The 12,698-nt window shown below is 65.7% G+C and carries 13 protein-coding genes; 11 read left to right on the forward strand and 2 right to left on the reverse strand.

All coding sequences use genetic code 11. The features are described 5' to 3' along the window. Positions 1-51: 51 nt before the first annotated feature. The 7 genes from Q1V43_RS10370 to Q1V43_RS10400 all read left to right on the forward strand — a co-directional run bounded on the left by Q1V43_RS10370 (position 52) and on the right by Q1V43_RS10400 (position 6,394). A complete protein-coding gene (locus tag Q1V43_RS10370) occupies positions 52-741 on the forward strand; it encodes a haloacid dehalogenase type II (RefSeq protein ID WP_300517426.1) in 690 nt (229 codons plus the stop codon). Beyond that, positions 738-1,559: an alpha/beta hydrolase gene (locus tag Q1V43_RS10375; RefSeq protein ID WP_300517428.1), complete on the forward strand. Its 822-nt coding sequence runs from the start codon at positions 738-740 to the stop codon at positions 1,557-1,559. Before Q1V43_RS10370 ends, Q1V43_RS10375 begins: the two co-directional genes overlap by 4 nt. Further along, complete coding sequence (locus Q1V43_RS10380; RefSeq protein WP_300517430.1) at positions 1,556-2,530, forward strand: threonine/serine dehydratase; 975 nt, start codon at positions 1,556-1,558, stop codon at positions 2,528-2,530. Before Q1V43_RS10375 ends, Q1V43_RS10380 begins: the two co-directional genes overlap by 4 nt. Beyond that, positions 2,527-3,723: an endonuclease/exonuclease/phosphatase family protein gene (locus Q1V43_RS10385; RefSeq protein ID WP_300517433.1), complete on the forward strand. Its 1,197-nt coding sequence runs from the start codon at positions 2,527-2,529 to the stop codon at positions 3,721-3,723. The genes Q1V43_RS10380 and Q1V43_RS10385 overlap by 4 nt, the downstream gene beginning before the upstream one ends. 11 nt (positions 3,724-3,734) lie before the next feature. Next, complete coding sequence (gene pcaD, locus Q1V43_RS10390) at positions 3,735-4,535, forward strand: 3-oxoadipate enol-lactonase (RefSeq protein ID WP_300517436.1); 801 nt, start codon at positions 3,735-3,737, stop codon at positions 4,533-4,535. After that, positions 4,528-5,229, forward strand: coding sequence for an alpha/beta fold hydrolase (locus Q1V43_RS10395; RefSeq protein WP_300517439.1), 702 nt, complete (start codon positions 4,528-4,530; stop codon positions 5,227-5,229). The genes pcaD and Q1V43_RS10395 overlap by 8 nt, the downstream gene beginning before the upstream one ends. A 79-nt stretch (positions 5,230-5,308) precedes the next feature. Continuing rightward, a complete protein-coding gene (locus Q1V43_RS10400) occupies positions 5,309-6,394 on the forward strand; it encodes a Zn-dependent alcohol dehydrogenase (RefSeq protein ID WP_300517441.1) in 1,086 nt (361 codons plus the stop codon). On the opposite strand, the gene Q1V43_RS10405 is transcribed toward Q1V43_RS10400, so the two are convergent. Continuing rightward, positions 6,378-7,256 (reverse strand): LysR family transcriptional regulator, encoded by an 879-nt coding sequence (locus tag Q1V43_RS10405; protein WP_300517443.1) that lies wholly within the window; start codon positions 7,254-7,256, stop codon positions 6,378-6,380. The genes Q1V43_RS10400 and Q1V43_RS10405 overlap by 17 nt on opposite strands. A gap of 101 nt (positions 7,257-7,357) precedes the next feature. Between Q1V43_RS10405 and Q1V43_RS10410 the strand changes: the two genes are divergently transcribed. Beyond that, positions 7,358-8,497, forward strand: coding sequence for a TauD/TfdA family dioxygenase (locus tag Q1V43_RS10410; protein ID WP_300517446.1), 1,140 nt, complete (start codon positions 7,358-7,360; stop codon positions 8,495-8,497). After that, positions 8,494-9,129 (forward strand): HD domain-containing protein, encoded by a 636-nt coding sequence (locus tag Q1V43_RS10415; protein WP_300517449.1) that lies wholly within the window; start codon positions 8,494-8,496, stop codon positions 9,127-9,129. Before Q1V43_RS10410 ends, Q1V43_RS10415 begins: the two co-directional genes overlap by 4 nt. Here the strand turns inward: Q1V43_RS10415 and Q1V43_RS10420 are convergent. Continuing rightward, the gene (locus Q1V43_RS10420) at positions 9,072-9,524 is read right to left on the reverse strand and encodes a GNAT family N-acetyltransferase (RefSeq protein ID WP_300517452.1); all 453 of its coding nucleotides are present in this window, start codon (positions 9,522-9,524) and stop codon (positions 9,072-9,074) included. The genes Q1V43_RS10415 and Q1V43_RS10420 overlap by 58 nt on opposite strands. Before the next feature lie 29 nt (positions 9,525-9,553). On the opposite strand from Q1V43_RS10420, the gene Q1V43_RS10425 reads away from it, so the two are divergent. Then, entirely contained in the window at positions 9,554-10,789 is a 1,236-nt protein-coding gene (locus Q1V43_RS10425; protein ID WP_300517455.1) for a mandelate racemase/muconate lactonizing enzyme family protein, read from the forward strand. A gap of 362 nt (positions 10,790-11,151) precedes the next feature. Further along, positions 11,152-12,657, forward strand: coding sequence for a pilus assembly protein TadG-related protein (locus Q1V43_RS10430; protein ID WP_300517458.1), 1,506 nt, complete (start codon positions 11,152-11,154; stop codon positions 12,655-12,657). The last annotated feature ends 41 nt before the right edge of the window (positions 12,658-12,698 follow it).

Raw genomic sequence — 12,698 nt, forward strand, 5'->3', positions numbered from 1 at the left:
TTTCCCAACCGGTCGACCTGTGCCACCCTCCGCCACAAGGGAGAGACGTGCATGACCATTACCACCTGCATTTTCGACGCCTATGGTACGCTGTTCGACGTCAGCGCCGCCGCGCGCGAGGCCGCCCGGGAACCCGGCAACGAGGCCCTGGCCGACAGCTGGCCGAAACTCGCCGCCGACTGGCGCGCAAAGCAGCTCGAATACACCTGGCTGCGCGCCATTACCGGCGAGCACAGGGATTTCTGGAGCGTGACGCAGAACGGGCTCGACTGGGCGCTGGAGGCGCAGGGGCTGACCGATCCCGACCTGCGCGAGCGCCTCCTGCAGCTCTACTGGGAGCTCTCCGCCTATCCGGAAGTCCCCGCCATGCTCACCGCCCTCAAACACGCGGGGCTGAACACCGCGATCCTGTCCAACGGCTCGCCGGACATGCTGGCAGGCGCGGTGAACTCGGCGGGTCTTCAGGCCCTGCTGGACGACTGCCTCTCGGTCGAAAGCGTGGGCATCTACAAGCCCGCCGACGTGGTCTATCAGCTGGTCGAGGAGCGTTTCGGCTGTACCCGCGACGAAGTGCTTTTCGTCAGCTCGAACGGCTGGGACGCGGCCGGGGCCTCCGGCTTCGGCTTTACCACCGTCTGGGTCAACCGTATGGGCCTGCCAGTAGACCGCATGGACCACCGCCCGGCCCATATCCTGACCGACCTCACCGGCATTCCCGACATTGCGAAGGGCACCGAATGAAAACGCTTCAATCCACGGACGGGCTGACGCTCGCCTATCGTGACGAGGGCGAGGGCTTGCCGGTCATCGCGCTGGCGGGGCTGACCCGCAACGGCGATGATTTCAACTTCGTCGCGCCCCATCTGGAAGGCGTGCGCCTGATCCGGCCCGACTATCGCGGACGCGGTCACAGCGACTGGGCGCCCCACCAGTCCTACACGATCCAGGTCGAGGCGATGGACGTGCTGCAGCTGATGGACCATCTGGGGCTGGACCGGGCCGCCATCCTCGGCACCTCGCGCGGCGGGCTGATAGCGATGGGCCTGGGCGCGACCGTGCCCGAGCGCCTGCTGGGCGTCTGCCTGAATGACATCGGTCCGGTGATCGACAACGACGGGTTGGACACGATCATGGGCTACCTCGGTCGCCAGCCCAACGTGACGAGCTTCGAAGCCGCCGCCAAAGCGCGCGCCACCCTCATGGAGGGGTTCGACAATGTGCCGTTGAGCCGTTGGCTGGACGAGGTGCACCACCTGTTTGTACAGGAAGGCGACCGGCTGAAGAACCGATATGACCCCGCCCTGCGCGATGCGGTGATCGAGGCGGGCGCGCAGCCGGTGCCCGACCTCTGGCCGCTGTTCGACGCGCTCGCGGGCCTGCCCACCGCGCTGGTGCATGGCGCCAACTCGGACCTGTTGTCCGACGCCACCGTGGCCGAGATGCGCCGCCGTCACCCCGCCATGGGCTATGCCCGTGTGCCGGGCCGGGGCCACGTTCCCTTTCTGGACGAAGCCGAGGCGCTGACCGTGATCCGGGCCTGGCTGGAGGAGATGCGATGAATATCGACATGATCCGGGCCGCTCAGAAGCGGCTGCGCGGCCATGCCCGCGTCACGCCCCTGATGTCCTCGCCCTTTCTGGACGAGATCGCCGGGCGGCGGCTCTTCGTCAAACCCGAAGGCCTGCAGCACACCGGCAGCTTCAAATATCGCGGCGCGCGCAATGCCATCGCCGCGCTGGATGACGAAACCCGTGCGCGCGGCGTCATCGCCTTTTCCTCCGGCAACCATGCCCAGGGTGTGGCGCTTGCCGCCGCCGAACACAGCGTGGCGGCGGTCATCGTCATGCCCTCGGACGCGCCCCGGCTGAAGATCGGCAACACCCGCGCCCTGGGCGCCGAGGTGGTTCTGTATGACCGCGCGAACGAGGACCGCGATGCCCTGGGCGCGCGGCTGGCGGCGGAACGGGAACTGACGCTGGTCAAACCGTTCGACGAGCCGCTGGTGATCGCGGGACAGGGCACCGTCGGGCTGGAAATCGCCACCCAGGCGGCTGAACAAGGTTATGCCGACGGCGACGTGCTGGTGCCCTGTGGCGGGGGCGGGCTGATCTCCGGCGTCGCGCTGGCCCTTGCCGCCGAGGCGCCGGGGATGCACGTGCGTCCGGTGGAACCGGAAGGGTTTGACGACGTGGCCCGTTCGCAGGCCGTCGGCGAGGTCCAGCGCAATGCCCGCCTGTCCGGCTCGCTCTGCGATGCGATCATTACCCCGCAGCCCGGCGATCTGACATGGCCCGTGATCGACCTGCATTGCGGCCCCGGGCTGGTGGTTACGGAAGACGAATGCCTGAAGGCCATGGCGCTCGCCTTTACCCGCCTCAAGATCGTCATTGAACCCGGTGCCGCCGTCGCCCTGGCCGCGGCCCTGTTCCATCGCGACCGGGTCGAGGGCGATGTGGTGACGGTGATTGCCTCCGGCGGCAATGTCGATGCCGACGTTTTTGTCCATGCGCTTGAAAGGTTCGCGAAATGACCGAGTTCACGATTGCCAGTTTCAACGTCAAGAACCTGATCGGCCCCGACAGGGAATACTATCGCTTTCAGGAATACACGCCCGAGGAATACGCCTGGAAGAAGGACTGGATGGCCGAGCAACTGCTGGCGCTGGACGCCGATGTGGTGGGGTTTCAGGAGATCTTCGAGGAAGAGGCGCTGAGGGATGTGGTGGCCGAGGCCAGCCGCCGGGCCCATGCCCACAACAAGGCGACCATCCCGGACGAGGGCAAGCGGTATCACCGCAAAGTCATTTTCCGCAAACTCGGGGTTGATCCCTGGGACAATGCCGCCCTGGCGTTTGCCCCCAACGTGGCCGATGCCGGGCCGGGCGAACGCCGCCCGGGCCTTGCCGTGCTGTCGCGCCTGGGCTTCGTGGGGGAACCGGAGGTTGTCCAGGATCTGGCCGAGCCCGTAACCATTCCCTTTCCGGCCTTGCGCGGACTTGAAGGCGAGGCGGGCTCCTACACGCTGACCCGCCTGTCGCGCCCGATCCTCAAGGTGCGCATCCCCGTGGATGGCCAGGTGGTGACGCTGTTCAACTGCCACCTGAAGTCCAAGCTGGGCGAGTTCATCACGCCGAAAGGCGCGGAGTTTGCCCCGGAAGAGGACCTGACCCGCTATGACCCGGTGGGCCGGGCGCTTGGCAGCCTGCGCTCGGCCGTCCGGCGCATGGCCGAGGCCTGGGTACTGCGCAAGCTGATCGTCGAGGAGATCCGCAAGGGCAACCCGGTGGTGGCCCTTGGCGACTTCAACGATGGCGAACATGCGGTGAGCTCGGAGATCATCTGCGGCGAGGTGCCCTTCAAGAACTACGCCTGGATGCTGCGCCATGACGCCGAGGCCCGGATCGACCGCTATTCGGCGGATCAGAACAAGGCCATCACCGAGGCAGTCGAGGCCGTGCGCCTGCGGTCTGCCGAAAAGCTCTTCGTGCGCAAGTCCCTGCGCGACATGGTCTATACCTCCAGCTTCGGCGGGGTCTACGAGAGCATTGACCAGATCCTGCTGAGCCGCCATTTCCACCCGGAGAATGAAGGCCGCGTGGCGGATATGACCTATTTCTCGGTGCTGAACGATCACATCACCGATGGCTCCCACCCCGAGGCGCCTTACAACAAGCTTGCCTCGGACCACGGCCAGATCATGGCGCATTTCCAGTTGCGGGAGTGAGAAAGACCCACATGCACGACGCCCCACCCGATCTGGGCACGCTTGCTTTGAACGTCGAAAGCCACGGACCCGACGGTGCCCCCGCGCTGGTGCTGGCCCATGCGCTGGGGTCGAACTCCCGCGCCTGGGACAGGTTGCTGCCGCAGTTGCCGGAAAACTTGCGCATCATCACGCTGGACATGCGCGGCCACGGCCTGTCGCCCTGCCCGGACGGGCCCTACCCGATGGGCGATCTCGTGGCGGATGCGGGCCGGGCCCTGGATCGGTTGGGGGTAAAGGACTGCGTCTTTCTCGGCCTGTCCATCGGCGGCATGATCGCCCAGGGCCTGGCTGCCGAACGGCTGGACCTGGTGCGCGGCATGGTGCTGTCGTCGACGGCCGCCAAGATCGCCACGCCGGGCGTCTGGGCGGACCGCATGGCGGCCATCCGCAAGGGCGGGATCGAGGCCGTGGTGGACCCCAACATGGAGCGCTGGTTCTCGCGCCGGACCCGCCGCGACGCGCCCGAGCTGCTGGACGAGGCCCGCGCACGGATGCGTGCCACGCCGCTCGAAGGCTACCTGGGCTGCTGTGCCGCCGTGTCCGAAACCGACCTCTACGAAAGCACCGCCCGGCTGACCCTGCCCACGCTTGTCACGGCGGGCAGCGAGGACGGTTCCACCCCGGCCGACCTCGTGCGCGAGACCGCGGGGCTGATCAGGGGCGCCCGGTTCGAGCTGATCCGCAACACCGGCCACATGTCGCCGGTCGAGGCGCCAAAGGCCTATGGCGCGCTGGTCTCGGAATTCCTGCGGGACATTGCCCATGTCTGAGTTCCTGCTGGTGCACGGATCATGCCACGGTGCCTGGTGCTGGCGCGACCTCATCCCGGCTCTGGAAGCCCGTGGCCATGGCGCCCGCGCCATCGACCTGCCCACCCATGGGGCGGATGGAACACCCATCGCCGAGGCCACCTTGATGCGCTACGCGGAGGCCATCCTCGGTGCCATCGACACCATGGGAGGTGGGCCGGTCACGGTGATCGGCCATTCGATGGGCGGATTCCCGATCACCCAGGCCGCCTGCCTGGCACCGGAAAGGATCGCCCGCCTGATCTATGTCTGCGCCTATGTACCCGCACCCGGCATGACCCTGGTCGAGATGCGCCGCGCCGGGCCCTATCAGCCGCTCGAGGGCGCGCTGGACATTTCCGGGGATGGCAGTTGGTTCACCTTCAAACCCGAGCGCACCCTTGACCTGCTTTACCAGGACTGCCCGGCGGGCACGGTGGACTATGCACGCCAGCATCTCTGCCGCGAACCGACGCTACCCGCCAACACGCCGATCCTGGGCAGCCACAGGGTTCCGCGCAGCTATGTCCGCTGCACCCGGGACGCGACGATCCCACCGGAATACCAGGTGGCGATGAGCGCGGGCTGGGATAGTACCCGTGACCTCGATTGCGGCCATTCGCCCTTCTTCGCCTGCCCCGAGGCTCTGGCGGATGCCGTAACGGAACTGGCCTGATAGCGACATCCCTGTCGAAAACGCACTTGCCGGGCGCTGAATGCGCTCGCATCGTGGGCGGAAACAACAGGGACCGACCATGCAGAAAATCAAAGCCGCCGTATGCCACGAGTTTGGCCAACCTCTTGTCATCAAGGAGATCACCCTGCGCGCGCCCGTGGGCAGCGAAGTGGAGGTGACGCTGGACGCCGTCGCCATATGCCACAGCGACATCTCCTACGCCGATGGGGCCTGGGGCGGTGCGTTGCCCGCTGTCTATGGCCATGAGGCCGCAGGAAAGGTGACAGCGGTAGGCGACCACGCGAAGGGCATCAGGGTCGGCGACACGGTTGTCGTCACCCTGATCCGTGCCTGCCAGAGCTGCGCGTCCTGTTCCTCGGGCAGCCCTGTCACCTGCGAGACCCCCTATGACGGCGACAAGGGGCCGATCACCACGGCCGAAGGCGGCACGCTGCACCAGGCGATGGCCTGCGGGGCCTTCGCGCAAAAGGTGGTGGTGGAGGCCAGCCAGGTCGTAAAGATCTCGCCCGAGATGCCGATGGACGCGGCCGCGCTGCTGGCCTGCGGGGTGATTACCGGCGTGGGCGCGGTGGTGAACTCGGCCCGTCTGCGGCCCGGTCAGGACGTGGTGGTGATCGGCGCGGGCGGCGTCGGCCTGAACGCCATCCAGGGCGCGCGCATCGCCGGGGCCCGGCGCATCATCGCCGTGGACATGAGCGAAGAGAAGCTGGAGGCGGCAAGGGAATTCGGGGCCACCGACGGGGTGCTGGCCACCGGCAAATCCCCCTGGAAAGAGGTGCACCGGATCACCGGGCGCGGGGCCGATGCTGTGCTGGTCACAGTGGGCGCGATCCCGGCCTATGACAGTGCGCCGCGATACCTGGCGCCGGGCGGCAAGGTCATCATGGTGGGCATGCCGCATTCGGGGGACACGTCGAGCTACGAGCCGGTCATCCTGGCCGCCATGGGTCAGGGCATGGTCGGGTCCAAGATGGGCGATGTGGTGATTTCACGCGACATCCCCTGGATGGTGGACCTGTACGAGCAAGGACGTCTGAAGCTGGACGAGCTGGTGTCGGGGCGCTGGACACTCGACCAGATCAACGAGGCGATTGCCGATACCAAATCCGGTTCGGCCCGGCGCAATGTCATCCTGTTCGACTGATCCCGGCGGGACCGGTCAGGCAGTCGCCCAGCCGCTCCCACTGTCTGCGCGACATGCGTTCGCGGGCGCCAAGCAGCCAGTAGGTCTCGTGATGCGGCAAGACGTGGCGCGAAGCCCGCACCAAAGTGCCGCGCGCCAGATCCTCCCCGACCAGGGGCAGCGAGGCGATCAGCACACCCAGCCCGGCCCGCGCCGCCGCCAGGCCAAGGGAAAACGTGTCGAAGCGCAGCTCGGGCAGGGGCGTGGTGGGCATCCCGGTCTGCTCGCACCACGGCCCCCAACCGGGGCGCGGCCCTGCCACCGCCAGACGCGGCAGGGTTGCGAGGGGCCCCTGCGTCAGCAGCTCCGGCGTGGCCACCAATCCGAAGGCTTCGTCATAGAGCGGGCGTTTGTACGCCACCGGCCAGTCGCCGCTGCCGTATCGCACACGGATCGCGGTATCGTCCTTGGCCTCGTCGCTGGACACAACCATCGTGCGCAGCTTGACCTGCACACCGATCTCGGCTGTCAGGCGGGCCAGGCGCGGCACCAGCCAGAGCTCGATGATCGAGGCGCTGGCCGACAGGGTCATGCGGTTCTTGGCCACGCCGAACAGCGCCTCGGAACTGTCGCGCAGCCCCGCAAGCGCCGCCTGCACATGGGGCAGCCAGGCTTCCCCCTCGGCGGTCAGCGATATGCGCCGCGCCTCGCGGGCAAAAAGCCGGGCGCCCAGACGGTTTTCCAGATGCGCGATGCGCTGGCTGATGGCCGATTGGGTCAGGCCCGTTTCCGTGGCCGCGGCAGTGAACGACCCCAGCCGCGCCGCCGTTTCAAAGGCGCGGATCCATTCCAACGGCAGTTGATCGAAGCCCGCGTTTTGCATTACGAAAGCTGCCTCTCAGGTAGCGATAGCCTAATTGGAGTTTATGGACGCTGCTTGGCACACTGTCGAGACAAACAGCTCCACCAAGGAAACACGCGAACATGACCGCCTCGAAAACCCAGGTCTCCATCACGCCCGCAGGCGACGTGCTCACCCTGTGCGGCCCCTCCGGCCCCACCCGTTTTCACGCCATCTGGCTGCGCGACAATGCGCTGGACGCGGACACCCGCGATCCGGGCAACAACCAGCGCCTGATCACCATGGCGGACATCCCGACGGACCTGACGATCTCGGCGGCCAGGGCCAACGGCGACACGATCGACGTGACCTTCGACCCAGAAGGCAAGACCGTGACCTTCCCCCTGGCCTGGCTTGCGGCCAACGCCTATGACCGCCCACAGGATAGCGCAATTGGCCGCCTGCCCGCCGGGGCGACCGCCTGGCGGTCGGACCTGAACGGCGACATCCCCACAGGTTCCTTGCCGGAGTTGAAGTCAGACAAGACCAGGCTGCGCGACTGGCTCGCGGGCATCCGCAGATACGGGTTCGCCAAAGTCACCGGCATGCAGGCCAGGGCCGGGGAACTGTTCGAGATTGTCAGTCTTTTCGGCTACGTGCGCGAGACCAACTATGGCCGCCATTTCGAAGTCCGCACCGAGGTGAACCCGGTCAACCTCGCCTTTACCGGTCTGGGGCTGCAGGCCCATACCGACAACCCCTACCGCGACCCGGTGCCTTCCGTGCAGGTCCTTGCCTGTCTCGACAACTCTGCCGAGGGGGGCGAGAACATGCTGGTCGACGGGTTCGCCTGTGCCCGGCGCCTGCTGGCCGAAGACCCGGAAGGCTTTGCCGCGCTGGCCGGTCATTCCGCGCGCTTTGCCTATAGTGGCAGCGCCGGCGTGGCGCTCAGCTCGCAGCGCCCGATGATCGAGCTTTCGCCCGAAGGCATGCTGAAGGCGATCCGTTTCAACTCGCGATCCTGGGCGCCGCTGACCGACGTGCCCTTCGACCGGATGGAGACCTACTACCGCGCCTTCCGCCGCCTGTCGGACATCATCGACGACGAGGCGATGGAGGTGACGTTCAAGATGGAGCCGGGTGAGGCGATCATCTTCGACAACACCCGTGTGCTGCACGCGCGCAAGGGCTACTCGGGCGAGGGCTCACGCTGGTTGCAGGGATGCTATTCCGACATGGACGGGGTGCTGTCGACCCTCGCCGCCCTGGAGGCCGCGCAATGAAACCCGATTTCTCCCGGCTTAGCGCCGACAATATCGTTGCCTTCATCGCTGATATCTTCGCCCGTCGCGGTGGCGAGGAATACCTGGGCGAACCCGTCACCATGGCCGAGCACATGCTGCAAGGCGCCACGATCGCCGAACAGAACGGCCAGTCCGAGGAGATCATCGTCGGCGCGCTTCTGCATGACATCGGCCACTTTACCTCGGAGTTCGGCACCTACCACCCGGAGGACACCGAGGACCGCCACCACGAGGACGCGGGTGAGGCGGTTCTGGCCCCGTTCTTCCCGCCGGTGATCACCGATTGCGTAAAATATCACGTGGCGGCGAAACGGTATCTCTGCGCAACCAAGCCTGCGTATTTCAAACGCCTGTCACCCGCTTCCGTGCATACGCTGGAACTGCAGGGCGGACCGATGAGCGATAACGAGGTTGCGGAGTTCCGGAAGAACCCCAACCTCAAGGAAATCATCGCCGTGCGTTACCTGGACGAGGCCGGCAAGCGCGCCGACATGGAAACACCCGATTTCGCCCATTTCGCCCCCATGGTGCAGCGTATGGTGGACCGGCACGTTCAATCGTCGTCCATGTCCTCATCCAGCGCACCATCCCAGCCGAAAAAGACGCCATGAAGCTTCTGCTCGGCCATGCCGCGATACAGGGCCAGGGCGGCGGCGTTGTCGCTCCCAGCCCCCAACCAGACGCCGTGACAGCCGCGGGCCCGCGCAATCGAAATCATCTGCGATATCATCCGCCTGGCGACACCCCGGCGGCGGAAGTCCCGGTGCGTGCCGACCTCGTTGATGAACAACGCCGGCGGTTTGTCCGGGTGCAACAGGACCGTCGCCGAGCACAGGCCGACGGCACGGCTGCCCGCGAAGGCCAGAACCAGCTCGTGCCCGGGATCGGCCAGAAATGCGCGCGCCTGCTCGGGCCGGATCGCATGATCAAAAACGCCCGGCCCGACGGCCAGCAGCACCTCAAGGTCTTGCGCGGCAAGAGACCGTATGCTGATCTCGTCTTTCATGAACTGCCTTTCCAGCCGGAGCCTAGCACATGAAACTGCAAGACCTCGACATCATCGTCACCGCCCCGCCTGCCCCCGGATGGGGTGGGCGGTACTGGATCTTCGTCAAGGTGACGACCGCCTGCGGGATCACCGGCTGGGGCGAGGTCTATGCCGCCTCGGTCGGGCCCGACGCCATGCGGGCGGTCATTTCGGACGTCTTTGAACGGCACATGCAGGGCGAAAACCCGGAAAACATCGAGCGTATGTTCCGCCGCGCCTACAGCTCCGGCTTTACCCAGCGCCCCGACCTGACTGTCATGGGCGCCTTTTCGGGGCTTGAGATCGCCTGCTGGGACATCCTGGGCAAGGCGCATGACCGGCCTGTCTATGCGCTGATGGGCGGGCTGATGAATGAACGCATCCGCTCCTATACCTATCTCTATCCGCTGCCTCATCAGTCGATGGCGGATTTCTGGACCTCGCCGGACCTCGCCGCAGACTGCGCTGCGGCCATGGTCGCCGAGGGTTTCACCGCGGTGAAATTCGATCCCGCCGGTCCCTACACCGCGCGCGGCGGTCACATGCCGGCGATGCGCGACATTTCCCGTTCGGCGGCCTTCTGCAAGGTGATCCGCGCGGCGGTTGGGGATCGCGCGGACTTGCTGTTCGGCACCCACGGCCAGTTTTCCACCGGCGGGGCAATCCGCTTGGCGAAAGCCCTGGAACCCTATTCGCCTCTGTGGTTCGAGGAACCCGTCCCACCCGACAATATCGCGGAAATGGCCAAGGTCGCCCGCGCCACCTCGATCCCGGTTGCCACCGGCGAACGGCTGACCACCAAGGCCGAATTCGCCCCGGTGCTGCGTCAGGGCGCCGCCACGATCCTGCAACCGGCGCTGGGACGATCCGGCGGCATCCTCGAGACAAAGAAGATCGCCGCCATGGCCGAAGTCTACAATGCCCAGATGGCGCCGCACCTTTACGCAGGCCCCATCGAATGGGCCGCCAACATCCAGCTTGCCGCCAATATCCCGAACCTGCTGATGGCCGAAACCATCCAGAAGGGCGGCGATTTCCACCTCGCGCTAATCAAGAATTCGATCACCTGGGAGGAGGGCTTCATCCTCGCCCCCACCACGCCGGGCCTGGGCATCGAGGTCGATGAGGATCTGGCCCGCGCCCATCCCTTTACCGGCGAGGGGCTCCACCTCGAAATGCAGGACACCCCCTGCGACTATGTGAACGAGAACGATTTCCAGGGCGGTGCGCCAGCCACGGAATAGCGGCGCTGATGGTTGACGTCAGCGTAAAAGGCCCGGTTTAGGCTCAAGTGTCACACCTGGTCCTCCCCCACTGAAGTGGTCTGCCCGATAGTCAGGCATCAGTTCAACGCATGGTAGCGAACTTCAAGCGAAGGCCGGTCGCCACGCCAAACCGCGACGGCCAACTTGCGGGGCAACAGGTTTCCCAACGGCACTTCACCGTAGCCACGGGGAAATCCTCAACCACCGCGCGCAATCCTTCCCGGTTCCGGCGATGACATCATGGCGCGCGAAGACCCATTCTGGACCATACCACGACCAGTTTCCCGGGCGCGTTCATCAATTGGCGCGCCTGCGGGCGGATGTATCGGCTGGAGGTTCATATGCTTCGCTTCGCAGTAAAACGGCTTGCCATCCTTAAGCAAACCGCCGCCAAGCTCAAACGCGACGAGAGCGGCGCGATCATGGTGTTCTTCGCGGTTTCGCTGGTCGTCCTGCTGGGACTGGTCGCCATATCCTTCGACATGGGGCGCATCAACATCACCCAGACCGAACTGCAGTCCTATGCGGACAATGTCGCGCTGGCGGCGGCGGGTGAACTCGACGGCAAGGCCGATTCCATCACCCGCGCGACTGCTGCAGCGGCCAGCATGATCTCAGATCGGCAAACCTTTGGCGAAGGAGACAACACGCTTGCCGGGGTCACGGACTATACGCTGACCTTTCTGTCGACCCTGCCCGCCAGCGATGCCGATCCCACAACAGCAGTTACTGCGGACCCCCTTCAGGCTGGCTATGTTCGGGTCGATGTGACCGAGCAAACCGTGCCCTGGGTGTTCGGAGCCGCGTTCTTCAGCCTGAGTGGTGAGACGCCCCCGGATATCGACGAGGTAGGGGCCAGTGCGATCGCGGGGTTCACCCGCATTGCTTGTGATATTTCCAGCATGATGTTCTGCGTACCCCCCGGCTTCAACCCGGCGGCCGAAGCCGGCAACGTGATCCGTTTGCGCGCCGGAGGCGGCAGCGGCCAATGGGGCCCGGGCAATTTCGGCTTTCTGGAGCCACCGGGCGGACTCTCCGCTATCGACCCGAATGGCAACTGCGCCGGGTTCAGCGCCTCCGCCCAGGAATGGTGCGTGCTCGCCGCCCAGTCCCCCAGAACCGTGTGCTTCCGCGAAGAAGGGCTGGATACGCGCCCAGGGCAGGCGGTTGGGCGGATGGCCGCAGCGATCAACACGCGGTTTGATATCTATGAGGGCGTGCTGAACAGCTATCGGGACCACCCGGCCTTCGGCCCGGCTCCGAACACCATCAGCGGCTACGAGGTCTCCACCCAGGGCGGTGGGAAAACTCCGCAGTGCAAAATCGATCAAGCGGCTTCAACGGAGCCGGAATATACCATCGGGCTACCGCCTGACGATTGCTTTGCCACGGACGATTGTCCGGGAGGCCGGTTTGGAACCGGGGATTTCGCGGCAGGTTACGCCGATTATGTTGCCACGAACTACGGCACCGCGCCGGGATGGTTCCCGCCCTACCCGACGACCCGCTGGCAGATCTACAATGACGAGATTGCCAACTCGACGGATGGGGATATCGCCGAAATGTCCGGCAAGCAGGAAACGGGCGCGGCCATTTGCAACGCCGCAAACCGTACCCCCGATCCCGAACGCCGGGTCATTATTGCGGCCGGCGTGGACTGCGCGGCAAACGAAATCAAAGGGTCTGCAACCGGGGTCAGCGTCGATGAGTGGGTCCGGGTGTTCATCCTGCAACCGGCCGATTCCGTGTCCAAGGACATCTTTGTCGAGGTGCTGGGCGGCGCTGGCAGCGGGGCTGCCGGCGGCGGTGCGGGTTTCCTGACCGAACACATTCAGCTCTACAGGTGACGCCGATGTCGGGTCTTGCACGGATTTACACAAGCCTGCGT

Source organism: Aliiroseovarius sp. (genome assembly GCF_030148435.1).
GTDB lineage: Bacteria > Pseudomonadota > Alphaproteobacteria > Rhodobacterales > Rhodobacteraceae > JASBTN01.

Bases quoted from the DNA above. Each gene is read 5' to 3' on its own strand.
- Q1V43_RS10370 (WP_300517426.1), top strand. From the start codon at position 52: ATGACCATTACCACCTGCATTTTCGACGCCTATGGTACGCTGTTCGAC.
- Q1V43_RS10375 (WP_300517428.1), top strand. From the start codon at position 738: ATGAAAACGCTTCAATCCACGGACGGGCTGACGCTCGCCTATCGTGAC.
- Q1V43_RS10380 (WP_300517430.1), top strand. From the start codon at position 1,556: ATGAATATCGACATGATCCGGGCCGCTCAGAAGCGGCTGCGCGGCCAT.
- Q1V43_RS10385 (WP_300517433.1), top strand. From the start codon at position 2,527: ATGACCGAGTTCACGATTGCCAGTTTCAACGTCAAGAACCTGATCGGC.
- pcaD (WP_300517436.1), top strand. From the start codon at position 3,735: ATGCACGACGCCCCACCCGATCTGGGCACGCTTGCTTTGAACGTCGAA.
- Q1V43_RS10395 (WP_300517439.1), top strand. From the start codon at position 4,528: ATGTCTGAGTTCCTGCTGGTGCACGGATCATGCCACGGTGCCTGGTGC.
- Q1V43_RS10400 (WP_300517441.1), top strand. From the start codon at position 5,309: ATGCAGAAAATCAAAGCCGCCGTATGCCACGAGTTTGGCCAACCTCTT.
- Q1V43_RS10405 (WP_300517443.1), bottom strand. From the start codon at position 7,256: ATGCAAAACGCGGGCTTCGATCAACTGCCGTTGGAATGGATCCGCGCC.
- Q1V43_RS10410 (WP_300517446.1), top strand. From the start codon at position 7,358: ATGACCGCCTCGAAAACCCAGGTCTCCATCACGCCCGCAGGCGACGTG.
- Q1V43_RS10415 (WP_300517449.1), top strand. From the start codon at position 8,494: ATGAAACCCGATTTCTCCCGGCTTAGCGCCGACAATATCGTTGCCTTC.
- Q1V43_RS10420 (WP_300517452.1), bottom strand. From the start codon at position 9,524: ATGAAAGACGAGATCAGCATACGGTCTCTTGCCGCGCAAGACCTTGAG.
- Q1V43_RS10425 (WP_300517455.1), top strand. From the start codon at position 9,554: ATGAAACTGCAAGACCTCGACATCATCGTCACCGCCCCGCCTGCCCCC.
- Q1V43_RS10430 (WP_300517458.1), top strand. From the start codon at position 11,152: ATGCTTCGCTTCGCAGTAAAACGGCTTGCCATCCTTAAGCAAACCGCC.